Annotated in this window: 23 protein-coding genes; 6 read left to right on the plus strand and 17 right to left on the minus strand. The window is 53.2% G+C overall.

All coding sequences use genetic code 11. The features are described 5' to 3' along the window. Window positions 1-75: 75 nt before the first annotated feature. From nagD to nagB, 4 genes are all read right to left on the minus strand, one after another. On the minus strand, window positions 76-828 hold the full coding sequence (gene nagD / locus WN16_RS10605; protein ID WP_003022792.1) for a ribonucleotide monophosphatase NagD: 753 nt from the start codon (window positions 826-828) through the stop codon (window positions 76-78). Between the two features lie 166 nt (window positions 829-994). After that, on the minus strand, window positions 995-2,215 hold the full coding sequence (locus WN16_RS10610) for an N-acetylglucosamine repressor (RefSeq protein WP_003022796.1): 1,221 nt from the start codon (window positions 2,213-2,215) through the stop codon (window positions 995-997). A gap of 8 nt (window positions 2,216-2,223) precedes the next feature. Further along, on the minus strand, window positions 2,224-3,372 hold the full coding sequence (nagA, locus tag WN16_RS10615; protein ID WP_044700996.1) for an N-acetylglucosamine-6-phosphate deacetylase: 1,149 nt from the start codon (window positions 3,370-3,372) through the stop codon (window positions 2,224-2,226). Between the two features lie 60 nt (window positions 3,373-3,432). After that, window positions 3,433-4,233, minus strand: a complete 801-nt coding sequence (nagB, locus tag WN16_RS10620; protein ID WP_003022803.1) for a glucosamine-6-phosphate deaminase — start codon at window positions 4,231-4,233, stop codon at window positions 3,433-3,435. A 342-nt stretch (window positions 4,234-4,575) separates the two neighbouring features. Between nagB and nagE the strand changes: the two genes are divergently transcribed. From nagE to chiQ, 4 genes are all read left to right on the plus strand, one after another. Continuing rightward, window positions 4,576-6,525: a PTS N-acetyl glucosamine transporter subunit IIABC gene (gene nagE / locus WN16_RS10625; RefSeq protein WP_016149786.1), complete on the plus strand. Its 1,950-nt coding sequence runs from the start codon at window positions 4,576-4,578 to the stop codon at window positions 6,523-6,525. A 186-nt stretch (window positions 6,526-6,711) separates the two neighbouring features. Beyond that, on the plus strand, window positions 6,712-8,379 hold the full coding sequence (glnS, locus tag WN16_RS10630; protein WP_003835546.1) for a glutamine--tRNA ligase: 1,668 nt from the start codon (window positions 6,712-6,714) through the stop codon (window positions 8,377-8,379). A 435-nt stretch (window positions 8,380-8,814) separates the two neighbouring features. Beyond that, the gene (gene chiP, locus WN16_RS10640) at window positions 8,815-10,221 is read left to right on the plus strand and encodes a chitoporin (protein ID WP_003835544.1); all 1,407 of its coding nucleotides are present in this window, start codon (window positions 8,815-8,817) and stop codon (window positions 10,219-10,221) included. A gap of 49 nt (window positions 10,222-10,270) precedes the next feature. Then, window positions 10,271-10,603 carry a ChiQ/YbfN family lipoprotein gene (chiQ, locus tag WN16_RS10645; RefSeq protein ID WP_003022817.1) on the plus strand — a complete coding sequence of 111 codons (333 nt, stop codon included), beginning with the start codon at window positions 10,271-10,273 and terminating at the stop codon, window positions 10,601-10,603. A 51-nt stretch (window positions 10,604-10,654) separates the two neighbouring features. Here the strand turns inward: chiQ and WN16_RS10650 are convergent, their stop codons facing one another. The 9 genes from WN16_RS10650 to ybfF form a co-directional block, all read right to left on the minus strand. Beyond that, window positions 10,655-11,950, minus strand: a complete 1,296-nt coding sequence (locus tag WN16_RS10650) for an MFS transporter (protein WP_003835542.1) — start codon at window positions 11,948-11,950, stop codon at window positions 10,655-10,657. Between the two features lie 53 nt (window positions 11,951-12,003). Continuing rightward, window positions 12,004-13,143, minus strand: coding sequence for a tricarballylate utilization 4Fe-4S protein TcuB (tcuB, locus tag WN16_RS10655; RefSeq protein ID WP_044701000.1), 1,140 nt, complete (start codon window positions 13,141-13,143; stop codon window positions 12,004-12,006). After that, window positions 13,130-14,533, minus strand: a complete 1,404-nt coding sequence (gene tcuA / locus WN16_RS10660; RefSeq protein WP_044701001.1) for an FAD-dependent tricarballylate dehydrogenase TcuA — start codon at window positions 14,531-14,533, stop codon at window positions 13,130-13,132. The genes tcuB and tcuA overlap by 14 nt, the downstream gene beginning before the upstream one ends. A 97-nt stretch (window positions 14,534-14,630) precedes the next feature. Next, a complete protein-coding gene (gene tcuR / locus WN16_RS10665; protein WP_044701004.1) occupies window positions 14,631-15,557 on the minus strand; it encodes a tricarballylate utilization LysR family transcriptional regulator TcuR in 927 nt (308 codons plus the stop codon). A gap of 129 nt (window positions 15,558-15,686) precedes the next feature. Next, a complete protein-coding gene (fur, locus tag WN16_RS10670) occupies window positions 15,687-16,133 on the minus strand; it encodes a ferric iron uptake transcriptional regulator (RefSeq protein WP_003022836.1) in 447 nt (148 codons plus the stop codon). Further along, window positions 16,126-16,212, minus strand: a complete 87-nt coding sequence (locus WN16_RS10675; RefSeq protein WP_049259739.1) for a ryhB-regulated fur leader peptide — start codon at window positions 16,210-16,212, stop codon at window positions 16,126-16,128. The genes fur and WN16_RS10675 overlap by 8 nt, the downstream gene beginning before the upstream one ends. Window positions 16,213-16,422: 210 nt before the next feature. Next, the gene (gene fldA, locus WN16_RS10680; protein WP_003022839.1) at window positions 16,423-16,953 is read right to left on the minus strand and encodes a flavodoxin FldA; all 531 of its coding nucleotides are present in this window, start codon (window positions 16,951-16,953) and stop codon (window positions 16,423-16,425) included. 155 nt (window positions 16,954-17,108) lie between these two features. Next, window positions 17,109-17,396, minus strand: a complete 288-nt coding sequence (gene ybfE, locus WN16_RS10685; RefSeq protein ID WP_003022842.1) for a LexA regulated protein — start codon at window positions 17,394-17,396, stop codon at window positions 17,109-17,111. 128 nt (window positions 17,397-17,524) lie between these two features. Further along, window positions 17,525-18,298: an esterase gene (ybfF, locus tag WN16_RS10690; protein ID WP_044701063.1), complete on the minus strand. Its 774-nt coding sequence runs from the start codon at window positions 18,296-18,298 to the stop codon at window positions 17,525-17,527. 194 nt (window positions 18,299-18,492) lie between these two features. Here ybfF and seqA point away from each other — a divergent pair, with 194 nt between their 5' ends. Both seqA and pgm read left to right on the plus strand, forming a co-directional pair. Further along, window positions 18,493-19,035 carry a replication initiation negative regulator SeqA gene (gene seqA, locus WN16_RS10695; RefSeq protein ID WP_003022848.1) on the plus strand — a complete coding sequence of 181 codons (543 nt, stop codon included), beginning with the start codon at window positions 18,493-18,495 and terminating at the stop codon, window positions 19,033-19,035. Window positions 19,036-19,059: 24 nt separating this feature from the next. Then, window positions 19,060-20,700 carry a phosphoglucomutase (alpha-D-glucose-1,6-bisphosphate-dependent) gene (pgm, locus tag WN16_RS10700; protein ID WP_044701007.1) on the plus strand — a complete coding sequence of 547 codons (1,641 nt, stop codon included), beginning with the start codon at window positions 19,060-19,062 and terminating at the stop codon, window positions 20,698-20,700. 100 nt (window positions 20,701-20,800) lie between these two features. On the opposite strand, the gene kdpE is transcribed toward pgm, so the two are convergent. The 4 genes from kdpE to kdpB are packed head-to-tail and all read right to left on the minus strand — an operon-like array spanning window position 20,801 to window position 26,793. Next, window positions 20,801-21,478 (minus strand): two-component system response regulator KdpE, encoded by a 678-nt coding sequence (gene kdpE / locus WN16_RS10705; protein ID WP_003022856.1) that lies wholly within the window; start codon window positions 21,476-21,478, stop codon window positions 20,801-20,803. After that, window positions 21,475-24,159, minus strand: a complete 2,685-nt coding sequence (gene kdpD / locus WN16_RS10710) for a two-component system sensor histidine kinase KdpD (protein ID WP_044701009.1) — start codon at window positions 24,157-24,159, stop codon at window positions 21,475-21,477. The genes kdpE and kdpD overlap by 4 nt, the downstream gene beginning before the upstream one ends. 10 nt (window positions 24,160-24,169) lie before the next feature. Then, complete coding sequence (gene kdpC / locus WN16_RS10715; protein WP_003835531.1) at window positions 24,170-24,736, minus strand: potassium-transporting ATPase subunit KdpC; 567 nt, start codon at window positions 24,734-24,736, stop codon at window positions 24,170-24,172. A gap of 8 nt (window positions 24,737-24,744) precedes the next feature. Beyond that, window positions 24,745-26,793 carry a potassium-transporting ATPase subunit KdpB gene (gene kdpB / locus WN16_RS10720; RefSeq protein ID WP_003022864.1) on the minus strand — a complete coding sequence of 683 codons (2,049 nt, stop codon included), beginning with the start codon at window positions 26,791-26,793 and terminating at the stop codon, window positions 24,745-24,747. Window positions 26,794-26,804 lie beyond the last annotated feature (11 nt).

Here is a 26,804-nt window from a genome sequence, read left to right on the forward strand (position 1 = left end):
GATGACGCCGCCATCCGGCAATAACGCTGCATAATTGCCGAATAAGACGAACTTATGTCTTATCCGGCCTGCGAATCAAATCACATCAATTTCAGCAACAGACGGGTAAATCCAGCTTGGTCTGAACGGCATGTTGTCAATATCATCGAGCTTGGATACGCCAGACAGTACCAGGATAGTTTCCAGACCCGCCTGAAAACCTGCCAAAATATCGGTGCGCAGGTTGTCGCCAACAATGACGGTTTCTTCTGAGTGCGCCTGCATTTTGTTGAGCGCCGCGCGAATAATCCACGGGCTTGGTTTGCCGACATAAAATGGTTTACGACCTGAGATCTTCTCAATACCGGCACAGAGTGCTCCACAGGCGGGATAAAAGCCGCGACCGTGGGTATCCGGGTTAGTGGCGATAAAACGAGCGCCGTTGGCGACAAAATACGCCGCTTTATGCATCATGTCCCAGTTATAGGAACGCGTCTCGCCAACAATCACAAAATCGGGGTTCACGTCGGTAATGGTAAATCCAGCTTTATACAGTTCGTGAATTAACGCGCCTTCACCAACCACATAGGCCTTTTTTCCTTCCTGGCGACGAAGAAAATCAGCGGTAGCCATCGCGGAAGTATAAAAGACGCTATCAGGGACATTCACACCTGCGGTGGCGAAGCGGTTTGCCAGATCTTGCCCGGTCTGCGAAGGGTAGTTAGTCAGCAGGACTAACGGCAGACCTTTTTCCAGGATCCCAGTCAGAAATTCTGCCGCACCCGGTACAGCAACATTGTCGTGCATCAGCACGCCGTCGATATCACAAATTACATTCTTAATGGCCATGGACAATCCGACATTAAAAAAAGAAGGCATTACTATACACAAAATACACTACATCATTCGAGTCGCATCAAGGCGGCAAGTCTGCGAACCTCCGGAGCTTACTGAAGTAAGTGACCGGGGTGAGCAGATGCAGCTAACGCAGAGGCAGCTTGAAGGATGACGTGTATTAGCTTTCCAGCAAACGTTGCAGCAAAGTCCCGTTAAGCATTGCGCGTTTCACCAGCGCAAAGGCGCCAATGGCGGAGCGGTGATCCAGCGTGGACCGAACCACCGGTAAATTATGGCGAAACGCCTTCAACGCCTGCGTGTTGATACAGCTTTCTATTGCAGGCAGCAGTACTTTATCAGCCTCGGTAATTTCGCCCGCAATGACGATTTTCTGCGGATTAAAGAGGTTGATGGCGATAGCGATGGTTTTACCCAGATGGCGGCCAACATGCTCGATGACTTCTGCTGCCAGATTATCGCCTTTATTCGCTGCCTTACAGATGGCTTTGATACTGCAATCATCCAGCGTGAGCCGGCTTGGATAGCCTTGCTTTAGCAAGTTTTGTACGCGGTGTTCGATAGAGGCGTTGGCCGCAATGGTTTCCAGACAGCCGAAATTACCGCAGTGACAGCGCTCACCCAGCGGCTCAACCTGAATATGACCAATCTCACCGACGTTGCCATTGCGACCGATGAAAATGCGGCCATTGGAAATAATTCCCGCGCCGGTTCCGCGGTGCACTCGCACCAAAATGGAGTCTTCGCAATCCTGGCTTGCCCCGAAATAGTGCTCAGCCAGCGCCAGGCTGCGAATATCGTGACCAACAAAGCAGGTAACTTTGAAGCGTTTTTCGAGCGCTTCGACCAGCCCCCAGTTTTCGACCTGAATGTGTGGCATATAGCGGATGACGCCGCTTTCAGGATCGACAAGGCCTGGCAGGATGACAGAAATTGCGATCAACTCGCGGATTTTCCGCTGGCAGCTCTCAATAAAGATGGCAATGGTGTTGAGCAGCGCATATTCCAGCGTTTCCTGGGTGCGCTCCGGGAGAGGGTAATGCTCTTCGGCGACCACTTTACTGCTCATATCATAGAGAGTGAGCGTCGTATCGTGGCGACCCAGGCGTACGCCAATGGCGTGGAAATTGCGGGTTTCTGTGACGATAGAGATAGCGCGGCGGCCCCCGGTGGAGGCCTGCTGATCGACTTCTTTGATCAGCCCGCGTTCGATCAACTGACGCGTAATTTTGGTTACGCTGGCGGGGGCAAGCTGGCTTTGCTCGGCAATTTGAATTCGCGAGATTGGCCCATGCTGGTCAATCAGGCGATAAACCGCCGCGCTGTTAAGCTGTTTTACGAGATCAACATTACCTATTTGAGCTTGTCCGCCTGGTGTCATTCTTTCTCTTACTCAGTAATGACCTCGTTGCCATTAACGATGGTCTTGATAATTTTAAAGTCGTGCGTGAACGCAGTCAGGTTGGCTACTTTGCCTGGCGCGATACTGCCGAGTTGTTTGTCGACGCCAATGGCGCGAGCAGGGTAGAGCGTTGCCATGCGCAGGACTTCGTCGAGAGCGATATTCGCATGTTCGACCAGATTGCGTACACCCTCAATCATGGTTAATGATGAACCGCTCAACGTACCGTTCTCATCAACACACAGTCCATTGCGGTAGTATATTGTTTTACCAGCGAAAATGAACTGTTCAATGTTTGCACCTGCTGGCGCGGTCGCGTCAGTGACCAGGCACAGCTTGTCGCCTTTCAGGCGCTTAGCATTACGAATGTTAACGTAATCAACGTGCAGGCCATCGGCGATGATACCGCAGTAGATATCGGCTTCATCAAGAATTGCGCCCGCCAGACCTGGTTCACGACCGGTAATGTACGGCATCGCGTTGAACAAATGGGTCGCAAAGCTGATGCCTGCGCGGAAACCGATTTTGGCTTCTTTGACCGTTGCATTGGAGTGACCCGCAGAAACCACGATACCGGCATTAACCAGTTTGGTGATGACCTCTACCGGGACCATTTCTGGTGCCAGTGTGACTTTGGTGATCACATCCGCATTATCGCATAGGAAATCAACCAACGCAGCGTCCGGCTGACGGACAAATCTAGGATTATGGGTACCTTTTTTCACAAGGTTCAGCCACGGGCCTTCAAGATGAAGTCCTAATGCCTGATTCGGGTGTTTCGCCAGGTATTCACGCATCACGCGAACACCCTGTTTCATCAGGTCATCGCTGGTGGTGATAAGCGTTGGCAAATAGTTGGTGCAGCCAGATTTTTCATTGGCTTTCTGCATGATTTCCAGCGTTTCAACGGTCACGGCTTCTGCCGTATCGTTAAACTGTACACCGCCGCAGCCGTTTAGCTGTACATCAATAAAACCGGGGGAAACAATGGCCCCATTCAGTGAGCGCTGTTCAATTCCTGACGGTAACTCAGCCAGTGGGCAAACGCTGTCAATCAGGCCATTGGCGACAACAATCGCATGGTCATCAAGAATTTCGTGACCGGTAAAGATCCGGCCCTGGGTTAAAGCATACATTCCGACCCCCGATTTCAAAAAATGCCGCCCTGCAACTCATCGACAGGGCGGAGACATCAATTACAGACCTTTAATATTTTCCGCTTCTAACTCGTTGAAGTATTTCAGCGTCTTCACTTTCAGTTCCATGGTGGAAGGCTCATCGCAGACCACAACGGCTTTTGGATGCAACTGCAAGCAGCTGATGGTCCACATGTGGTTAACGTTGCCTTCAACGGCGGCTTGCAGCGCCTGTGCTTTCTGGTGGCCCAGAACCAGGATCATCACCTCTTCGGCATCCAGCAGGGTACCCACGCCAACGGTCAGCGCATATTTAGGCACCTGGCTTACGTCGCCGTCAAAGAAGCGTGAGTTAGCAACACGTGTGTCGTGAGTCAACGTTTTGATACGGGTACGGGAAGCCAAAGAGGAAGCCGGTTCGTTGAACGCGATGTGACCATCGTTGCCTACACCGCCCATAAACAGGTGGATTTTACCGTAAGAACGGATTTTTTCTTCATACTGACGGCATTCTGCATCAATATCCGGCGCATTACCATTGAGGAGGTTGATGTTTTCTGCTGGAATATCAACGTGATCAAAGAAATTGCGGTGCATAAAGCTGTGGTAGCTTTCCGGATGCTCTTTCGGCAGGCCAACATATTCGTCCATATTGAAAGTAACAACATGCTTGAAGCTCACCTGGCCCGCTTTGTGCATTTCAACCAATGCTTTATAAGCTGTCAGCGGAGTACCGCCAGTCGGCAGGCCCAGAACGAACGGACGATCTGCCGTTGGTTTGAACGCGTTAATACGGTTAACGATATGGCGAGCAGCCCATTTGCCGACTTGTTCAGCGGTATTCAGGGGGATCAGTCTCATTCTTCACCTCAAAAGTAAATGTAAGCAATTGGCGGATTGAGTCTCTGTGCAGTATTAAGCGTAACCTGGTTTTGCATCGGTAAGGATCAATCCGTTTCGATTTTTTGAATGATAAAATAAGTTTTCGTAGTTAGCCAGTGGAAGGGAGGGTTAATAACGATATTTGGTGACTGAAATCACAAAAAACACGCGTTTAATTTGCGATACGAATTAATTTTTCACACACTCTGAATGTAGATGAATGGTTAATATCGTTGTTCCAGAATCTTGCTGTCAGGAATGGTCACACAATAAAAATATGGCTTCAAAGAAGCCTAATCGGGGTCTCGTAGGGGGAATAAAATGAATATTTTAGGTTTTTTCCAGCGGCTGGGTAGGGCGTTACAGCTCCCCATCGCTGTGCTGCCAGTCGCGGCACTGCTGCTGCGATTCGGCCAACCAGATTTACTTAACGTACCCTTCATCGCGCAAGCGGGTGGGGCCATCTTTGATAACCTCGCGTTAATATTTGCGATCGGTGTTGCTTCCAGCTGGTCAAAAGACAGCGCAGGTGCAGCAGCGCTGGCAGGTGCGGTCGGTTATTTCATATTGACCAAAGCAATGGTTACCATTAACCCTGCAATCAATATGGGCGTGCTGGCTGGTATCATCACCGGTCTGGTCGGCGGTGCCGTGTATAACCGCTGGTCTGGTATCAAACTGCCTGACTTCCTGAGCTTCTTTGGCGGCAAACGCTTCGTGCCGATCGCCACTGGCTTCTTCTGTCTGGTGTTGGCTGCTATCTTCGGTTACGTATGGCCACCGGTACAGAATGCCATCCATGCGGGTGGTGAGTGGATCGTGGGCGCTGGCGCGCTGGGTTCCGGTATCTTTGGTTTCATCAACCGTCTGCTGATCCCAACCGGTCTGCATCAGGTGCTGAATACTATCGCCTGGTTCCAGATTGGCGAATTTACTAACGCTGCAGGTACCGTATTCCACGGTGACATCAACCGCTTCTACGCGGGTGACGGCACTGCGGGTATGTTCATGTCTGGCTTCTTCCCGATCATGATGTTTGGTCTGCCGGGTGCGGCGCTGGCGATGTACTTCGCGGCTCCGAAAGCACGTCGTCCGATGGTTGGCGGTATGCTGCTGTCCGTTGCGATCACCGCGTTCCTGACCGGTGTTACCGAGCCGCTGGAATTCCTGTTCATGTTCCTGGCTCCGCTGCTGTACCTCCTTCACGCACTGTTAACGGGTATCAGCCTGTTCGTTGCAACACTGCTGGGGATCCACGCAGGCTTCTCCTTCTCCGCAGGTGCTATCGACTACGTGTTGATGTACAACCTGCCGGCAGCAAGCCAGAACGTCTGGATGCTGGTGGTGATGGGTCTGGTGTTCTTCGTTATCTACTTTGTGTTGTTCAGCGCGGTTATTCGTATGTTTAACCTGAAAACGCCGGGCCGCGAAGATAAAGAAGACGATATCGTTACTGAAGAAGCCAACAGCAACACTGAAGAAGGTTTGGCTCAACTGGCAACCAGCTACATTGCAGCGGTTGGCGGCACTGATAACCTGAAAGCGATTGATGCCTGTATCACTCGTCTGCGTCTGACCGTTGCCGACTCCGGTCGCGTAAACGATGCGATGTGTAAACGTTTAGGAGCATCGGGTGTCGTTAAGCTGAATAAGCAAACAATTCAGGTCATCGTGGGTGCGAAAGCTGAATCCATCGGCGACGAAATGAAGAAAGTTGTCGCGCGTGGCCCGGTGGCAGCAGCGTCTGGTGAAAGTGCGCCAGCAGCAGCGGCTCCGGTAGCAAAACCGCAGGCGGTAGCGAATGCAGTCACCGTTGAAGCGCTGGTTTCTCCGATTACCGGTGACGTAGTTGCGCTGGAGCAGGTTCCTGATGAAGCCTTCGCCAGCAAAGCTGTAGGTGACGGCGTGGCGGTGAAACCAACGGATAAAATTGTGGTTGCTCCGGCTGCGGGCACCATCGTGAAAATCTTCAACACTAACCACGCGTTCTGCCTGGAAACTGTTAAAGGCGCGGAAATCGTGGTCCATATGGGCATCGACACCGTCGCGCTGGAAGGTAAAGGCTTTAAGCGTCTGGTTGAAGAAGGTGCGGAAGTTACTGCAGGCCAACCGATTCTGGAAATGGATCTGGAGTTCCTGAACGCTAACGCACGTTCTATGATAAGCCCGGTTGTGTGTAGCAACAGCGATGATTTTGGCGCTCTGGTCATTAAAGCCGAAGGTCATGTGGTTGCCGGTCAAACACCACTGTATGAGATTAAAGGTAAGTAACTGCTCCTGAGTAAAGTGAGTTAAGTGCCTTAAGCGGCGGGGGATAGTCCTCCGCCGCTTTTTTTTGCAGCAATCGGCCCCAATATTTTCGTTTGATACGTATTTTACGTAACTAAGGGTTGTCAGTCTGCCTGGCTTATAAGATCATACTCCGTTATACGTTGTTTACGCTTTGAGGAATCCACGATGAGTGAGGCTGAAGCCCGCCCGAGTAACTTTATTCGTCAGATCATCGATGAAGATCTGGCCAGTGGTAAGCACACCACTATCCATACCCGTTTTCCGCCGGAGCCAAATGGCTATCTGCACATTGGCCACGCGAAATCCATTTGTCTGAACTTTGGCATTGCGCAAGATTACCAGGGCCAGTGCAACCTGCGTTTTGATGATACGAACCCGGTTAAAGAAGATATCGAGTACGTTGAGTCGATTAAAAACGACGTTGAATGGTTAGGTTTCCACTGGACTGGCGACATTCGCTACTCTTCGGATTACTTCGATCAGCTTCACGCCTATGCGGTAGAGCTTATTAATAAAGGGCTGGCGTACGTTGACGAACTGTCAGCGGACGAAATCCGCGAATACCGTGGCACGCTGACTCAGCCAGGCAAAAACAGCCCGTACCGAGATCGTAGCGTTGAAGAGAACCTGGCGCTGTTCGAAAAAATGCGTACCGGTGGCTTTGAAGAAGGTAAGGCCTGCCTGCGTGCGAAAATCGATATGGCTTCGCCGTTTATCGTGATGCGCGATCCGGTGCTGTACCGCATTAAGTTCGCCGAACACCACCAGACCGGCAACAAGTGGTGCATCTACCCGATGTACGACTTTACCCACTGCATCAGCGATGCGCTGGAAGGCATTACGCATTCACTGTGTACGCTGGAGTTCCAGGATAACCGTCGTCTGTACGACTGGGTGCTAGACAACATCACCATTCCGGTTCATCCGCGCCAGTACGAATTCTCGCGCCTGAATCTGGAATACACCGTGATGTCTAAGCGCAAGCTGAACCTGCTGGTGACCGACAAGCACGTTGAAGGCTGGGACGATCCGCGTATGCCGACGATCTCTGGCCTGCGTCGTCGCGGTTACACCGCTGCCGCGATCCGTGAGTTCTGCAAACGCATTGGCGTGACCAAACAGGACAACACCATTGAGATCGCTTCTCTGGAATCCTGCATCCGCGAAGATCTGAACGAAAATGCTCCGCGCGCGATGGCGGTTATCGATCCGGTGAAACTGGTTATCGAAAACTACCCGCAGGGCGAAAGCGAGCTGGTCACTATGCCTAACCATCCGAATAAACCGGAAATGGGTAGCCGTGAAGTACCGTTTAGCGGTGAAATTTGGATCGATCGCGCAGACTTCCGCGAAGAAGCGAACAAGCAGTACAAGCGTCTGGTGATGGGCAAAGAAGTGCGTCTGCGTAATGCATACGTGATCAAGGCCGAACGTGTTGAGAAAGATGCAGAAGAGAAGATCACCACCATTTTCTGCACCTACGATGCTGACACCCTGAGCAAAGATCCGGCCGATGGTCGTAAAGTTAAAGGCGTTATTCACTGGGTGAGCGCGTCCCATGCGCTACCGATTGAAATCCGTCTGTACGACCGTCTGTTTAGCGTGCCAAACCCAGGTGCGGCGGAAGACTTCCTGTCCGTTATTAACCCAGAATCGCTGGTCATTAAGCAGGGTTACGGTGAGCCGTCGCTGCAGGCTGCGGTTGCAGGTAAAGCGTTCCAGTTTGAGCGTGAAGGTTACTTCTGCCTGGACAGCCGTTATGCAACAGCTGACAAGCTGGTGTTTAACCGTACCGTTGGTCTGCGTGATACGTGGGCTAAAGCGGGCGAATAAGTCGCAACACATCCTCTCTAAACGCCGCTTCATGCGGCGTTTTTTTTCGCAAAAAAACCGTTTGACAGGCTCCGTTTGCGCAGCGAATTAATTACATGTCTGTAATAATAAATCGGCTGAATGTTTTTACGTTTAAATAACTTACCTCAATGTGAAATGGGCTGAAACCGATTTCATCTCTATGGAAAACAAGCGATTTTTTCATTTTATCAACGCTTTTTTATCTCCCAATGAAAATGTAACAGAAAGCAATGAAATATGTGCGGTTGCTCATACTATTACATACTCGTTACAGAAAGAGATTGATAATTCGCGTCGCGAAAAATAGTCTATTCATTGTAGTCACTGAGGTTTTCTTGGCGCTACTTTTTTAATTTTTGTTTTTTCGCTGTCCGCTTATATCGGCAGCATTTTTATGTCAAAGAGGATTAACATATGCGTACGTTTAGTGGCAAACGTAGTACGCTGGCGCTGGCTATCGCCGGTATCACAGCAATGTCGGGTTTTGTTGTCGCTCCGCAGGTACACGCCGAAGGATTTATTGATGACTCAACCTTAACCGGCGGCATCTATTACTGGCAGCGTGAGCGTGACCGTAAAGATGTGACCGATCATGACAAATACAAAACCAACCTTTCTCACTCCACCTGGAACGCTAACCTCGACTTCCAGTCCGGTTATGCGGCCGATATGTTTGGTATTGATATCGCAGCATTTACCGCTATTGAAATGAACGAAAGTAGCGAAAGCGGCCATCCAAACGAAATCGCATTCTCTTCCAAAAATAAAGGCTATGACGAGGATTACTCCGGCGATAAGAGCGGGATTAGCCTTTATAAAGCAGCAGCTAAATTTAAATACGGCCCAACCTGGGCGCGTGCCGGTTACATTCAACCAACCGGGCAGACTTTGCTGGCACCGCACTGGAGCTTTATGCCAGGTACCTATCAGGGGGCTGAAGCCGGTGCCAACTTCGACTATGGTGATGCTGGCGCACTAAGCTTCTCCTATATGTGGGCTAACGAATATAAAGCGCCGTGGCACACCGAAGTCGATAAATTCTATCAGGCTGATAAAAAGACCAGCGTTGATTACCTGCATTCAATCGGCGCGAAATATGACTTCAAAAATAACCTGTTACTGGAAGCGGCATTTGGTCAGTCTGAAGGCTACGTCGATCAGTACTTCGCCAAAGCCAGCTACAAATTCGATTTAGGCGGTAACCCGTTTACTACCAGCTATCAATTCTACGGCGCACGTGACAAAGTTGACGATCGCACCGTGAACGATATTTATGACGGCACGGCCTGGCTGCAGGCGCTGACCTTCGGTTATAAAGTAGCGGAAGTGGTTGACCTGCGTCTGGAAGGCACATGGGTTAAAGCAGATGGGCAACAAGGCTACTTCCTGCAGCGTATGACCCCGACCTACGCCTCATCAAACGGTCGCCTGGACGTGTGGTGGGATAACCGTTCTGACTTCAACGCCAACGGCGAAAAGGCAGTCTTCTTCGGCGCAATGTATGACCTGAAGAACTGGAACCTGCCGGGCTGGGCAGTGGGCGCGTCCTACGTTTACGCATGGGATGCCAAACCCGCTACCTGGCAGCTCAACCCGGATGCGTACTACGACAAAAACCGCACTATCGAAGAATCTTCTTACAGCCTGGATGCGGTCTACACCCTGCAGGATGGTCGTGCGAAGGGCACTATGTTTAAACTGCACTTCACCCAGTACGACAACCATTCAGATATTCCGAGCTGGGGTGGTGGTTACGGCAACATCTTCCAGGATGAGCGTGACGTGAAATTCATCGTTATTGCTCCGTTCACTATCTTCTAATGCCAATAGCGGCAGGCCGTGCGCCTGCCGCCTCGTTGAGGAACGTGCTATGAAAAAACTGATACTCATCGCCGTTATGGCATCAGGGCTGGTGGCTTGTACGCAATCCCCTGCACCGAAAGAAGACAGCCGTCTGAAAGAAGCCTACAGCGCGTGTATTAATACCGCTCAAGGATCGCCGGAAAAAATAGAAGCCTGCCAAAGCGTGTTGAATGTACTGAAGAAAGAAAAACAGCACCAGCAGTTTGCCAATGAAGAAAGCGTACGCGTACTGGATTATCAGCAGTGTATCCAGGCCACGCGCACGGGTAACGATCAGGCCGTTAATGCTGATTGCGATAAAGTCTGGCAGGAAATTCGCAGCAAGAATGCCGCACAGTAATTCAAAAAATGAAAAAGATAACGGGCGGAGAATTTTCCGCCCGTTTGCATTTCAGAGCTTATTTTCCACTGGTTGATAACCCCGACTTAGCCGGACAAACAGCATTGCCGTGGCGGCGAGTCCGCAAAGTGCCGCGCACATCAGCCACCATCCCGGTGAGCTTTTATCCCCGGTTAGCTGAACCAGTGCCGTGGATATGACCGGCGTTAGGCCGCCAAAAATCGCTGTGGCAAGACTGAATGCCAGTGAAAAGCCCACCGTACGCACATAGACCGGCATCACCTCGGTGAGTGCGGCTACCATTGCCCCGTTATACATACCAAAAAAGAATGAGAACCAAAGCAGGACCAATGTCATGCGAGTGAAATCTGGCGCGGCGGTGAGCCAGTGCATTACCGGCCAGGTGGTGATCAGAGCGAGTATGGTAATCCCCATTAACACCGGACGACGACCAATTCGGTCAGAAATTGCCCCGCCAATGGGCAGCCAGATAAAGTTAGAAATACCGACCAGCATGGTGACCACCAGGCTGTCGCGAGCGCTCAGGTGGAGTACAGCCCTGCCGTAGGTCGGGGTGTAGACGGTGATGAAGTAAAATGTCGTTGTGGTCATCGCCACCAGCAGCGTACCTGCAGCGATAAGACGCCAGTTTTTGACGATAGTGGTGAAAATTTCCCGAGTGTCGGGGCGGTGCGTGCGTTGTAAAAATGCGTCTGTTTCCTGCAGCGAGCGGCGGAGCACGAAGATCAAAGGAATAATCATGCAACCAATAAAGAAGGGAATGCGCCAGCCCCATTCCGAGATCTGATCGTGTCCCAGGGTAGCGTTCAGACAGTAACCAATCAGCGCCGCCACCACAATGGCGACCTGTTGACTGGCCGACTGCCAACTGGTGTAGAAGCCTTTATTGCCAGGCGTGGCGATTTCCGAAAGATAAACCGAGACACCGCCTAACTCTACGCCTGCAGAAAATCCCTGTAATAATCGTCCAAGTAATACCAGCACGGGAGCCAGCAGGCCAATACTGTGATAGCCAGGTACAAGGGCTATCAGCAGGGTACCGCAGCCCATAATCGCCAGCGTCACCATCAGGCCTTTACGACGACCAATTCTGTCGATGTAAGCACCCAGCACAATGGCGCCAACGGGTCGCATTAAGAAACCCGAGCCAAAAACGGCGAAAGTTAACATTAGCCCGGCAAATTCACTCTCCGCGGGAAAGAAGGTCTTTGCAATATAGGTGGCGTAAAACCCGAACAGAAAAAAGTCGAACTGTTCGAGAAAATTACCGCTGGTTACCCGCAGTATTGCGCCGAAAGTTCCGGCGCGCGATGGTTGTTGTGTCATTGGGTTTGCTCCACTGTCTTATCATAATATTTATAGAGGTAAGAGTGTGCGGGTTAGTTGTCTGTGACCCCCGCCTGTTTGCCGCGCCGTTTCTCAATCGCCCACTTGAGTAAGGCTGCGCAGCGGTAAAATCCATGGGCAAATTTTCCGTAAGGAATGGTCAGAAAGAGCGCCATGACCACGCCGAGGTGAATGGCGAGCAAAATAGCCATCCAGGACGAGTCTCTTCCTGCCAGCAGGGCTAAACCGGTCAGACTGGTCAGCAGCAGCAGTAAAATAAAACCGCGATCCATCGGTTTTTGCCGTGCGTCGCCATGTAGCGGTGAGCGCTTGAGATTGAGCCATAGCAAGCCAGCCGGGCCGACAACCAGGCCAATGCCGCCTAATGTGCCCAACATCACCGGCAAGCTGAAGAACGGATAGGGCGCTTCAATACCTGCGAAATAGTGATAGCCCGTCGCCACCACGGTGGCGGCAAAGCAGAGCAGAAAACCGTAGAAAGTGAAGTGATGAAAACGGCGCCGCATCAGAGTGAAGGCATCATCTGCTTCATTACAACCTTTACCGTGCCCGCCATCGAGATACTTTAGCGTCAGCGCATCGTGTGAAGCTTCAGCAATTTCGACGGAACGTGGCATACCGGGAGAGATCTCGCGCCAGAAGCGGATAACGCCCGCCATCAGCAGACCTATCGCCAGAATAAATACCGAACCAAACATCCAGGCCAGCAGGCTATGCGGGAAAATTTGGTAGAAATCTCCGGCCAGCGGTGGATGGAGTAACGAGCCTTTTAACCCCATGGCGAGCAGTAAAAACAGAGTCAGACCGAAAACCAGCGCCAGCGTCACGGTGACGCCTGCGCGACGATAAAGCGCGCCAAAGGCCGCGGGTTGCGCGTAGTGCTGATAGGTTTCAAGCCGGACTTCTGCCATCGCCTTCGGCACGTTGATGGCAAACTCATGAGGCGGGGCATACTGACAGGCGTGCAGGCAGGCACCGCAGTTATGGCACAAGTTTGCCAGATAATTGATATCCGCTTTACCGAATTCCAGGCGCTGCGTCATTGCCGGGAACACGGCGCAAAATCCTTCACAATAGCGACAGGCGTTGCAGACCTGCATCACGCGTTCAACTTCCGCTTCCGGTTCGGTGATAATTTGCGCGTCGATAATCAGTTTCTCAAGCTGCCTCATGACGAGTTTCCTTACGTGCGGCCAGCGCGGCTTCTTTTCCGGCAATACGGCCAAAAGTGGTACCGATTGACATGCCCACGCCTGCGGTGTAGCCCTTGCCCAGCACGTTGCCCGCCATCATCTCTCCGGCGACGAACAGGTTGCGGCTTGGCTGCCCGGCAAAGTGTACGGCAGCGCGTTCATTTACTTTTAACCCGAGATAGGTGAAGGTGATCCCTGGCCGCAGGGCATAGCCGTAGTAAGGCGGCTGGTCCAGTGGTCGCGCCCAGTGTGTCTTCGCGGGGGTTAACGCTTTTGTCGTGCAGTTATCCAGAATGGTATGGTTGAACTGGCCGGGCTGGCAGGCGTTGTTGTACTCCGTCACGGTGTGGGTAAAGTGTTCGCCATTCAGCCCCAACTGATGAGCCAGTTCCGCCAGCGTATTAGCCTGTGCGCCAGGAAAGACCGGAGGCATGAAGTGACCGATGGCTTTACTGTCGATAATGGAGTAGCCAATCTGCCCGGGCTGTTGGGCGACCAGTCGTCCCCAAATGGCGTAGCGTTTGGGCCAGAAATCTTCGCCTTCATCATAAAAACGCTCAGCGTCACGGTTGACGACTATGCCGAGAGAAACACAGTCCACGCGGGTACAAATCCCGCCGTCATATAACGGCGCTCTGGCGTCAATAGCTACGCAATGTGACTGGGAGGGTTCGCCGATGATGTCGGCTCCGGCATCGATCATAAATTTGAGCAGTACGCCCTGGTTAAAGCGCGTTCCGCGAATCAGAAAGTTATCTGCAGGCCATTCGCCGCGCTCGTTCTCTCCCCACGCTTCTCGCAGCCATTCGCGGTTTGACTCAAACCCGCCAGCGGCAAGCACGCAGGATTTCGCTGTAATACGCTCTTCGCCTGCCAGCGCCGCCACGAACTCGCCGTTGTGCAGTTCAAGCGCCTGCACCGGGGTGTTATAGCGGATTTGTACGCCTAACTTTTCTGCGCTGCGATAATAGGCATTCACCAGGGCTTTCCCGCCACCCATAAAAAAGGCATTGGTTCGCGCCACGTGTAAAGCGCCAGAGAGAGGAGGTTGAAAATTGACGCCGTGTCGGCGCATCCAGTCGCGACACTGTGAAGAGGTGCGGATCACCAGACGTGCTAGGGCTTCGTTGGTATTTCCTTCCGTGACGCGCTGCAGATCCTGCCAATACTCCTCTTCCGGATAGCTTTCCACCAGCACATCCTGCGGTGCATCATGCATACAGCGCAGGTTACGCGTGTGTTGGGAATTTCCCCCACGCCATTCCCGGGGAGCCGCTTCGAGTAGTAAAACGGAAGCGCCTTGCTCCCGGGCGGTAAGGGCAGCGCATAAGGCAGCATTGCCACCGCCAATCACCAGAACATCAACCATCGTATACTCCATTACCATTTAACCAATTGTTAAATTTGTAATTAAAATGTATGCGAACGGCTTGTGCGGGCGCTATGACGTAGTGCTAAAGAGGGCTTTAGTTATTGTAAAGGATGGCGCCTGGCCAGCGTCCTGCTTCCACCAGTTGATGCATCACTTTCGTCAGCACTACGCGGGCTGCGAGGCCCGCCGGGGTGAGCTCATCGTCAGAGAGGCTCACCAGAAAGTTGGGGCGGCTAAGTATCGGATTATGGACGCCGATCACTCTTAGCGTCTCTTTATCGAGATGGGAAATCGCCGCTCCGGGTTGAAGAGTGGCGCCAATGCCACTGCGCACGGCGCGCATCAGCAGCGCCAGACCATCAATTTCTGTAGCAATCTCAATGTTCAGCGCGTGTTCCTGACAAATTGCTTCCAGCCTGCCGCGCAGACCGTGGCCTGGGCTTGGCATTATCAATGGAATACGTGCCAATTCGGCTGGAGAAATATTGTCATCGGTAATATCAGCCAGTAGGGCATGGGTCCCAATCAAAAACAGCCGTTCTTCGAGAATCGGTCTGGCACTCCAGCGCAGGATCTTTTCTTTTTGAAACACCACAGCCAGATCAATCTGTCGGGTATTAATCATCCGTTCCAAATTACCAGAGAGACTTTCCACCACATGCAGGCGAACATCGCTATAGCTTTCCCGCATGGCGTGAATAAAAGGCATACCGAGAACTGAAGCGGTACTGGGAGCCATGCCGACGCTGACGTGCCCGGAAAGCCGGGATTCACGCGCGGCGAGGATTGCATCGTCTGCGTGACGGAGCGCCAGCTGCGCCTGGGAGTAAAAAGCCAGTCCGGCGCTGGTGGGGGTCACGCCTCGCGAAGTGCGCTGCAGCAGGCGAATAGCGAGTTCGTTTTCCAGACGCGACATTTGCTGACTGAGTGCCGAAACCCCGATATTGAGATCGAGCGCCGCGCTACCCATGCTGCCGGTTTCTACAATGCGCACAAAATAGCGTAGCTGGCGAAGTTCCATTTCGACTCTCCGGAAGGGGGCAATTGATTTTTACATTAAAGCAACACAGGAGCGGAGGGAAGGGGAAAAGGGCAGGTAACGCCCATAAAAAAAGCCAACCGGATGGTTGGCTTTTCAGAAAGCATTACATTATTTGCCGTCGTGGGCGTGCTCATCTTCGCGGCAATCGCCTTCGGCACAGTGACCGTAAAGATAGAGGCTATGGTTAGTTAAGCGAATGCCATGTTTAGCCGCAATCTCACGTTGGCGGGCTTCGATGGAATCATCGCTGAACTCGACCACTTTGCCGCAGTCAAGGCAGATGAGGTGATCGTGATGATGCTGTTGAGTCAATTCGAAGACGGATTTACCACCTTCAAAATTATGGCGGGTCACGATACCGGCATCATCAAACTGGTTCAGCACGCGATACACGGTCGCCAGACCAATTTCTTCACCCATATCGATCAGGCGTTTGTATAAGTCTTCCGCACTGACGTGATGGTTATCCGGTTCCTGAAGAACTTCCAGAATTTTTAAACGAGGAAGCGTTACTTTCAGGCCAGCCTTCTTTAATGCGGTATTGTTGTCAGTCATGCGGAATCTGTCCTGTAGCTAAACGATTCACTTCATTAACAGAAGTGACAGAAATTGCACTTGAGATAATGCGATTCATTATAGAACTGCCATGGCTAAATGAAAACTGCAAGTCTCTGGCATATATTGTTAATCAAAACGTGGTATCGCCGACAAACACACTGTGCAACACCCGATTGGCATCCAGCCATTGTACAGGGTCAGACGAAAAAGTTACAAATTTGTAGCAATTATTTTGATTGGTTTTATCTATTGATGCGGCGCAGATGGAAATCTGCGCCACACGAAATCAGGCATTAATGATTTCGTCGAGGTGCAGCTCTTCAGAGATCTGCTTAACCCATTTTTCTACGCGTTCTGCGGTCAGTTCAGGTTGGCGATCTTCATCGATAGCCAGACCGACAAAATGGTCGTCGTCAGCCAGACCTTTGGACGCTTCAAAGTGATAACCCGCCGTTGGCCAGTGACCAACGATGGTTGCGCCGCGCGGTTCGATGATGTCGCGAATGGTCCCTAACGCATCGCAGAAATATTCTGCGTAATCTTCCTGGTCGCCACAGCCGAACAATGCAACCAGTTTGCCGTTAAAATCAATGTCTTCGAGGGTAGGGAAGAAGTCGTCCCAGTCGCACTGCGCTTCACCGTAGTACCAGGTTGGGATGCCGAGCAGCAGAATGTCATACCCTTCGAGGTCTTCTTTGCTGCTTTTTGCAATGTCATGAACATCGGCAACGTCTTTACCAAGCTGTTTTTGAATCATTTTTGCGATGTTTTCGGTATTACCGGTGTCGCTGCCGAAAAAGATGCCAGTGATTGCCATGAGTAAAATAACCTCTTGAAACTTATTGAAATGGTGGTGGCGCATTGCCCACGGATAAGGGCAATCATAGCAGAACAGTCTGGCATGCGGAAACAGCAAACACGCAGGACTGCACTCTGTGCTACACGATTTATGATTTAGAGCAGAAATTCAGACTATGCCTGACCGCGCAATGCGCTGAGTTGGTTCATCAGCATCTCTTCGATGAGTTCACTGCGACTCATGTTGCGTGCCTCAGCCAGCTCGTTCAGAGCGTCAACGGCATCAGCGTTCAGTTTCAGTTCGACACGCTTAAGCCCGCGAACTTTGTCACGCTTAAGCTGATTACGTTTATTAATACGTAACTGTTCATCACGCGAGAGCGGATTAGTTTTGGGTCGTCCCGGGCGACGCTCCTGCGCGAACAGATCTAATGTCGTACGGTCCGTTTGTTCTTTGGCCATGATCTTGGTGACTTCGGGGAAACAATCAGCCAGGCGTCTGCCCGGATGGATAGCGCGCCATAATACATCAGCAGGGGAGACACGCCAACGCCCGCGCGCGTAATCGCGCGCAGACGCTGAGTTTTTAATCAGTTAGCCTGCTCGCTCAGATAACGACGGATGGCGCGCAGCACCGCCTCCGGTTTTTCGGCATGCACCCAATGCCCGGCGCCTGCTATAACGTGCGCACGAGCTTGTGGGAATTGCGCCAGCAGTTGTTCGCGATACGCTTCGGTAACATACGGTGAGTTGCCGCCTGGGATAAACAGCGCCGGTTGCTCCCACGCAGGAATGGTTTCCCAACCGACGATATGCGGATATTGATCCCACAATACGGGAACGTTAAAGCGCCACTCGCCGTCAACAAAGGATTTCAGCAGAAACTGGATAACACCTTCCTCTTGCAGGTGCTGGCGCATGACGCTTGCCGCCTGCTGGCGTGAGGACGCTTGTGCATCGGTTACGGCATTGATTGCCGCAAAAATCTCATCGTGGCGGCGAACATGGTAGTCAACGGGAGCAATGTCGATGGCGACCAGCCGTTCGACACGTTCCGGAGCCAGCGCAGTCAGCGCCATGACAGCTTTACCGCCCATCGAGTGGCCAATAAAGATCGCTTTTTCGATCTGCCGATCGTCCAGCGTATCCAGCAGATCTTGCGCCATGGCCGGATAATTCATCTCAGGTGAACGAGGGGAGAGGCCATGGTTTCGCATATCGACCTGGATGATGTCGTAGTCGGTTACTAGATCGCGTGCCAGGATCCCCAGGTTATCCAGACTGCCAAACAAGCCGTGAACCAGGACGATGGGAGAATTATTGTGCAGGTTTTGCGCAGATTGCGCTCGGATATTCAATTTCATGGCAAAGTTCTTTTTTTCACACTCACGGGTTAGGGTATCATGTTGACCATTCTGCCACATGGCTGCAACAACTACGGTTACTCTGAGTTTTGCTGGCCACCAGGCTTGACGCTATCCGCTGTTGGGATTTGCCTTTACACTACGTGTGTTTACCCCGACAACTTGTATTCAGCTAAACACTGCACTGGATTAAGATGAAAACGATTGAAGTTGATGATGAACTCTATAGCTATATTGCCAGCCACACCAAGCATATTGGCGAGAGCGCATCCGACATTTTACGGCGTATGTTGAAATTTTCCGCCGCATCACAGCCTGTCACTCCGATAGTCAAAGAAGTCCGCGCTGTGCAACCTGTCGTGGAAGCCAAGCCGGTTAACCCCGTAAAAGATAAAGTGCGCGCGATGCGTGAACTGCTGCTGTCCGACGAATACGCGGAACAGAAGAAAGCAGTAAATCGCTTTATGCTGGTGCTGTCTACACTCTATTCACTGGATCAAAACGCGTTCGCCGAAGCAACGGAATCGTTGCATGGTCGTACGCGTGTTTATTTTGCAGCTGATGAACAGACGCTGCTGAAAAATGGTAATCAAACCAAACCGAAGCACGTGCCAGGCACGCCGTACTGGGTGATCACCAATACCAATACCGGCCGTAAATGCAGCATGGTTGAACACATCATGCAGTCAATGCAATTCCCTGCGGAATTGATTGAAAAGGTTTGCGGAACAATTTAATCCTTGCATTAGAAGGACCAGGCAATGGCAATCCACAATCGTGCAGGTCAACCTGCGCAACAGAGTGATTTGATTAACGTCGCCCAACTGACGGCACAGTACTATGTACTGAAACCAACAGCAGGGAACGCTGAGCACGCTGTTAAGTTCGGTACGTCCGGACATCGCGGCAGTGCAGGTCGTCATAGTTTTAACGAGCCGCATATTCTGGCTATCGCCCAGGCGATTGCTGAAGAACGTGCGAAAAACGGGATTACTGGCCCGTGCTATGTGGGCAAGGATACCCACGCGCTGTCTGAACCAGCTTTTATCTCTGTACTGGAAGTGCTGGCGGCGAACGGCGTTGACGTCATCGTGCAGGAAAATAACGGCTTTACGCCAACCCCTGCTGTATCGAACGCTATCCTGGTCCACAACAAAAAAGGCGGCCCGCTGGCTGACGGCATTGTGATCACGCCGTCCCACAACCCGCCGGAAGATGGCGGCATTAAATACAACCCGCCAAACGGTGGTCCGGCAGACACCAATGTCACCAAAGTGGTGGAAGACAGAGCCAACGCGCTGCTGGCGGCCGGTCTGCAAGGCGTGAAGCGTATGTCGCTGGACGCTGCGCTGGCATCTGGTCATGTGAAAGAGCAGGATCTGGTTCAGCCGTTTGTTGAAGGACTGGCTGACATCGTAGACATGGCGGCGATCCAGAAAGCGGGTCTGACGCTGGGTGTCGATCCGCTGGGCGGTTCCGGTATCGAATACTGGAAGCGTATTGCAAAGCACTACAACCTGAACCTGACTATCGTTAACGATCACGTTGATCAGACTTTCCGCTTTATGCATCTCGACAAAGATGGCGCAATCCGCATGGACTGCTCCTCCGAGTGTGCGATGGCGGGGCTGCTGGCGCTGCGCGACAAGTTCGATCTGGCCTTTGCCAATGACCCAGACTACGACCGTCACGGTATCGTCACCCCGGCAGGGCTGATGAATCCGAACCACTATCTGGCGGTGGCGATCAACTACCTGTTCCAGCATCGTCCGCAGTGGGGCGAAGATGTTGCCGTCGGTAAGACGCTGGTGTCATCGGCGATGATTGACCGTGTAGTGAATGATTTAGGGCGTAAACTGGTTGAAGTGCCGGTGGGCTTTAAATGGTTTGTTGACGGTCTGTTTGACGGCAGTTTTGGCTTTGGTGGGGAAGAGAGCGCGGGGGCATCTTTCCTGCGTTTCGACGGTACACCGTGGTCAACCGACAAAGACGGCATCATCATGTGCCTGCTGGCGGCAGAAATTACCGCAGTGACCGGTAAGAACCCGCAGGAGCACTACAACGAACTGGCTGCTCGCTTTGGCGCACCGAGCTACAACCGCCTGCAGGCAAGCGCGACCTCCGCGCAGAAAGCGGCGCTGTCTAAGCTGTCTCCGGAAATGGTGAGCGCCAGTACGCTGGCGGGCGACCCGATCACCGCGCGTCTGACGGCTGCACCGGGCAACGGCGCTTCTATCGGCGGTCTGAAAGTGATGACTGACAACGGCTGGTTTGCCGCGCGTCCTTCTGGTACGGAAGACGCTTACAAGATCTACTGCGAAAGCTTCCTCGGTGAAGAACATCGCAAGCAGATCGAAAAAGAAGCGGTTGAGATCGTCAGCGAAGTGCTGAAGAACGCGTAAACCGTAGGCCGGATAAGACGCTAGCGTCGCTATTCGGCATGAATAATGAAAAAGCCGGACAGCAAATACGCTGGTCCGGCTTTTTATATTCAACTTAACGTCATGGCATGAACCGATAACCAATCCCGGTTTCGGTCAGAAAATGACGCGGACGTGCCGGGTCCAGTTCCAGTTTCTGGCGCAGGTGTCCCATGTAAATTCGCAGATAGTGGCTGTGTTCGACGGCGTTTGGTCCCCAAACCTGATTGAGCAACTGGCGCTGCGTCAGTACCTTTCCGGCATTATTCAGCAGTACCGCTAACAGGCGAAACTCAATCGGCGTCAAATGAATCTCTTCATCACCACGATGTACTAGCCGGGCGGCGATATCTACTTTTACGTTGGAAAAATGCACCACCGGCTCGGGAGACGTGCCGCTGGCGTGGCGACGCAATGCCACGCGCAATCGCGCCTGTAGCTCGCCAATACCAAAGGGTTTACTGAGATAGTCATCGGCACCGGCATCCAGGGCGGCAATTTTATCACTTTCTTCGCTGCGGGCTGAGAGCACAATTACCGGTATTGCGCTCCATTGTCGCAGGTCACGAATAAAATCAATGCCGTCACCGTCCGGCAGACCGAGATCGAGAATGATGAGATCGGGTTTTCGCGTGGCGGCTTCCAGCAGACCACGTTGCAGCGTTTCCGCTTCATATACACGCAGACCATCGGCTTCCAGCGCGGTGCGCAGAAAGCGACGGATAGCCTGTTCATCTTCAACAATCAGTACGTTCGTCACATATCCTCATGAAAATCTTCAAGTTCAGGGGGGATTTCCTGGGGCAGTGTAACACGGAAACATGCTCCTCCCTGCGCGCGATTGTGGACGGAAATTGTACCGCCGTGCACGTCCACAATGGCCTGGCAGATTGCCAGCCCCAGCCCAACGCCCGGTACAGATGACTCTTTGTTTCCCCGGGAGAACTTGTCAAAAACTCGTTGCTCCATTCCCGATGGAATGCCAGGGCCATTATCCCAGACGTCCAGTTGCAGATGCTCACCATCGACGCTGGCATCAATACCGATTTGCGCCGCTGGACCTGCGTATTTAACAGCGTTTTCCAGCAGGTTAATCAGCACCCGTTCAAATAGCGGGCCATCGACGTGGATCAGCGTCAACGGCGCGGGTAGCGACAAATTAATAGGAGCAGAGAATCCTGGCTCCAGCATCTGCAGGGCACTGCCGACCACCTCTTCCAGCGTTAACCACTCTTTCTTAAGATTAAAGCCGCCAGACTGAATTCGCGCCATATCCAGCAGGTTATTAACCAGTCGGGTCGTATTCAGGACGTGCTGGCGAATTTCGCTGGCCTGACGCGCGTGCGGCGATCCTTCGCTTGCCAGATCCAGCGTTAAGATCTCTGCCTGACCAAACAATACCGTCAGCGGTGTGCGTAAATCGTGGGAAAGGGCGGCGAGCAGGGCATTGCGAATGCTTTCACGCTCGCTGGCAAACCGGGCCTGCTCTTCGCTGGCGGTCAGCGTCAAACGCTCCAGCGCACTGGCGACCAGTAAAGTGAAAGTTTCCAGCAGGCGTTGCTGTTCGGGGATCATCAACTGGCGTAAATTTCCTGGTTCCACAACCAGCAGCCCATGCGTTTTGTCGGCGCTTTTTAACGGTAAAATTTGATACGGCACACCGGGTAAGGTGTCAGTGCCTGCGCCGGCCGGTTGCCCTTTATCAAAGCTCCACTGGGCAATGGCGTCATCCCACGGCGTCATGCCCTGTTGATGAGTGAGAGGGGCCAGCTTACCGTTCTCACCGGGCAGTAAAACCTGGCTGCGGGCCTGGAACGTTGAGGCAATAAACTGTTCGCTGGTGGCGGCGATATCCTGCTGGCTCCGTCCGACGGCCAGCGCTTTCGACATCTCATATAAATGACGCGTACGCTGTTCACGATAACGCGCTACCCGTGCCTGATAACGCACTCCGGCGGTGAGATTACCGATAACCAGCCCTACCGTTAACATCACGGCAAAGGTAAGCAGGTACTGGACGTCGGAAACGGCCAGCGTACCGCGTGGGGCAATAAAGAAGAGATCGAAGCTGGCAACGTTAATAAAGGTTGCCAGCACTGACGGCCAGCGTCCGTAAAAGAGGGCGATAACCACCACACCCAATAAATAGACCATCACCAGGTTGGCGGCGTCAAAGGCCATCAACCACTGCATGGCAATCAACGTAATGATGGCGCACAGCGCGACGGCAACCACGCAACCCTGAATTTGAACCCGCCACTTATCCTTAAAGGTGCGGCTATCTGCAGTTTGCAGCACAGGGCGCGAAGGTGGTTCGTCGAGCGCAACAATCATCAGGTCGAGATCCGGTGCGCGATGGGCCAGTTTGTCAGCAAAGGAATCACTGCGCCACCAGCGTCGCGTAGTCGGACGTCCGAGGACAATTTTTCCCAGATTATGCTCACGGGCGTAGCGGATTACTGCTTTGTCTTCAGCGGGATCGGAAAGGGTGGCGGTTTCTGCACCCAGCTCCTGGGCTAATCGCAGGGCGCTTAAAATTGCGCGGCGTTGTTTTTCGGGCAGTCGGTGCAGCGCTGGCGTTTCGACATACACAGCATGCCATACGCTGCCGAGGCGCGCTGCCAGACGCGCGGCGGCACGCACGAGCTTTTCGCTGCCGGTGTTGTGTCCAATACACAGCAATATGGCGTCGCGGGTATGCCAGACTTTCTCCTCTCCCGGACGTCCACGCCAGGCACGCATCTGATCGTCAACCCGATCGGCCGTGCGGCGCAGGGCCAGCTCACGTAGCGCGATCAAGTTACCTTTGCGAAAGAAATGCTCGATGGCTCTTTCCGCCTGACCGGCGATATAGACCTTGCCTTCGTTCAGGCGCTGGCGCAAATCGTCGGGGGGAAGATCGACCAGCACCACATCGTCAGCGGCATCGAAAAAAGGATCGGGGACGGTTTCGCGAACCTGAATGCCGGTGACGCCGCTGACCACATCATTGAGGCTTTCCAGATGCTGCACGTTGACGGTAGTAAAAACGTCAATACCGGCTTCCAGCAGCTCTTCAATATCTTGCCAGCGTTTAGGGTGGCGTGAGCCTGGCGCATTACTGTGCGCCAGTTCATCCATCAAAATGAGTGCCGGGCGGCGGGCCAGCGCCGCGTCGAGATCGAATTCGCTGATATGACGACCATGGCGCGCCTGTCGCTTTAGCGGCAGGATGCTGAGACCGTCCAGCAGCGCGGCGGTCTCTTTGCGTCCGTGGGTTTCCACCACGCCAATCAGCACATCTAATCCCTGCGCCCGCAGCCGCTGGGCCTCTGCCAGCATGGCCCAGGTTTTACCGACGCCGGCACACGCGCCGAAGAAAATTTTTAGTTTTCCCCGGTGCGGAGCGGTGGTCTGCTCCAGCAGGCGATCGGGGTCGGGGCGTAAGGGTTCGTTATGCATGTCCTTTTTCTCAGTGCTTATCCAGCGCTAAATTAAGTTCCACCAGGTTCACCACCGGTTGGCCGATAAAACTGACCAACGGCTTTTGCGTGTATTGTGCAACCAGGCGTGTGACCTCTTCAACGCTGAGGTTGCGAGCCTGCGCCACGCGGGGGATTTGCCAGGCCACCGCAGCTGGCGTCAGGTTGTTATCCAGCCCGCTGGCGGAAGCTGTTACCAGCTCTACCGGAACGGCAGGATTTGCCTGCGGGTTAGCGGCACGCAGCGCGGCAATCCGGCTTTGCAGCTGTTTATCCAGTTCCGGGTTGCTGGCTGCCAGATTACTGCCGCCTGAAGCCATTGGATTATAGGGCATTTCCGCTGTGGCTGAGGGGCGTCCCTGAAAATAACCGGCAGCGGTAAACTGTTGCCCAATGAGCTCGGAGCCGCGAACAATCTGACCTTCGCGGAGAAGCGAACCGTTAGCCTGGTGGGGAAACCACCATTGCCCCAGCGCAGTGGTCAGCAGCGGGTATGCCCCGCCGGTGATAAGCATCAGGAAAATCAATGTTGATAATGCAGGACGTAATCCACTCATCAGAAACCTCACACCAGACCCAGCAGGGTCAGCAGTAAATCAATTGCTTTGATACCGATAAACGGCACAACCAGACCACCCAGGCCATAGATCCACAAATTGCGGCGCAGCATCGCGGAAGCGGATAACGGTTTGTAACTCACGCCTTTCAGCGCCAGTGGGATCAGAAAGACGATAACCAGTGCGTTAAAGATAACCGCGCTGAGGATCGCCGAGTCCGGCGAATGCAGCCCCATCACGTTCAGCGCATTGAGCTGCGGGTAGGTGGCGGCGAACGCGGCCGGGATAATGGCAAAATACTTCGCTACGTCGTTGGCGATACTGAAGGTGGTCAGCGAACCGCGCGTCATCAGCATCTGTTTACCAATGTGCACCACTTCAATCAGTTTGGTGGGGTTGGAGTCGAGGTCCACCATGTTGCCCGCTTCTTTCGCTGCCTGGGTTCCGGAGTTCATCGCAACGGCCACATCGGCCTGAGCAAGGGCTGGTGCGTCGTTAGTTCCGTCGCCGGTCATCGCCACCAGACGACCTTCCGCCTGATACTGACGAATCAACGCCAGCTTGGCTTCCGGTGTGGCTTCGGCTAAGAAGTCATCCACTCCGGCTTCCGCGGCGATTGCGGCGGCGGTCAGACGGTTGTCGCCAGTGATCATCACCGTTTTGATCCCCATTTTACGCAGTTGGGCAAAACGCTCTTTAATCCCGCCTTTTACGATATCTTTCAGGGCAATCACGCCAAGTACGTGGGAGCCTTCAGCAACCACCAGCGGCGTAGCGCCAAGGCGTGCGACGTTTTCGACCTTCTGCTCAACGTCGGCGGGGAAGTGGCCGCCGTTGGCCTCGACGTGACGACGAATAGCATCGACCGACCCTTTGCGGATCATACGGTTGTCGATGTTGATCCCGCTCATCCGACTTTGGGCGGTAAACGGTACAAAGGTGGCGTGCAGCGATTGCACGTCGCGTATACGCAGATTAAAGCGCTGTTTAGCCAGAATCACGATGCTGCGGCCTTCCGGCGTTTCATCGGCCAGGGATGAAAGCTGCGCGGCATCGGCCAGCGTTTTTTCGTCCACGCCGTGGGCGGGCAGAAAATCTGAAGCCTGGCGGTTACCTAGCGTAATGGTGCCGGTTTTATCCAGCAGCAGTACATCCACGTCACCCGCCGCTTCTACTGCACGTCCGCTGGTGGCAATGACGTTCGCACCCAACATGCGGCTCATCCCGGCGACGCCAATCGCGGAGAGCAGCCCGCCTATCGTCGTAGGGATTAAACACACCAGCAGCGCAACCAATACCGTGACGCTGACCGCGCTACCGCCCCAGGCGGAAAACGGCCACAGCGTGGCCGTAGCCAGTAGAAAGACGATGGTCAGGGCTATCAACAGGATCGTCAGGGCAATTTCATTGGGCGTTTTACGCCGCTGTGCACCTTCAACCATGGCGATCATCCGGTCGAGGAACGTTTCACCAGGGTTTACGCTGCATTCGATAACCAACCAGTCGGAGAGGATGCGAGTCCCGCCGGTGACGGAGGCGAAATCACCACCGGATTCACGAATCACCGGCGCGGATTCACCGGTAATGGCGCTTTCATCTACCGACGCGCCGCCTTCGATCACCTCGCCGTCACACGGGATAATATCGCCAGCTTCCACCAGCACGATATCGCCTTTACGTAAATCATCGGCAGGGACGTGATCCATTGCCGCGCCGTATTTCGGTTCGCGAAGCTTGCGGGCAAAGGCGGTTTTTTTGACGCCTTTCAGGCTATTGGCCTGAGCTTTACTGCGTCCTTCCGCCAGCGCTTCAGCAAAGTTGGCGAACAGAACGGTAATCCACAGCCACAGACTTATCGCGCCGGTAAACCAAGGATTACCCGGCATATGGCCTGTTGCCATCGCCACGGTTAACAGGGTCGTTAACAGACTGCCCAACCAGACGATAAACATCACCGGATTACGCCACTGGGTATGTGGGCTTAATTTTTTCACGGCGTCCATCAGCGCCTGTGCGACCAGAGAGGGTTCGAACAGCGCCAGTTGCTTGCGACTCATAGTAATGTGCT

The sequence above is a fragment of the Citrobacter sp. ABFQG genome (genome assembly GCF_004322975.1).
Lineage (GTDB): Bacteria > Pseudomonadota > Gammaproteobacteria > Enterobacterales > Enterobacteriaceae > Citrobacter > Citrobacter freundii.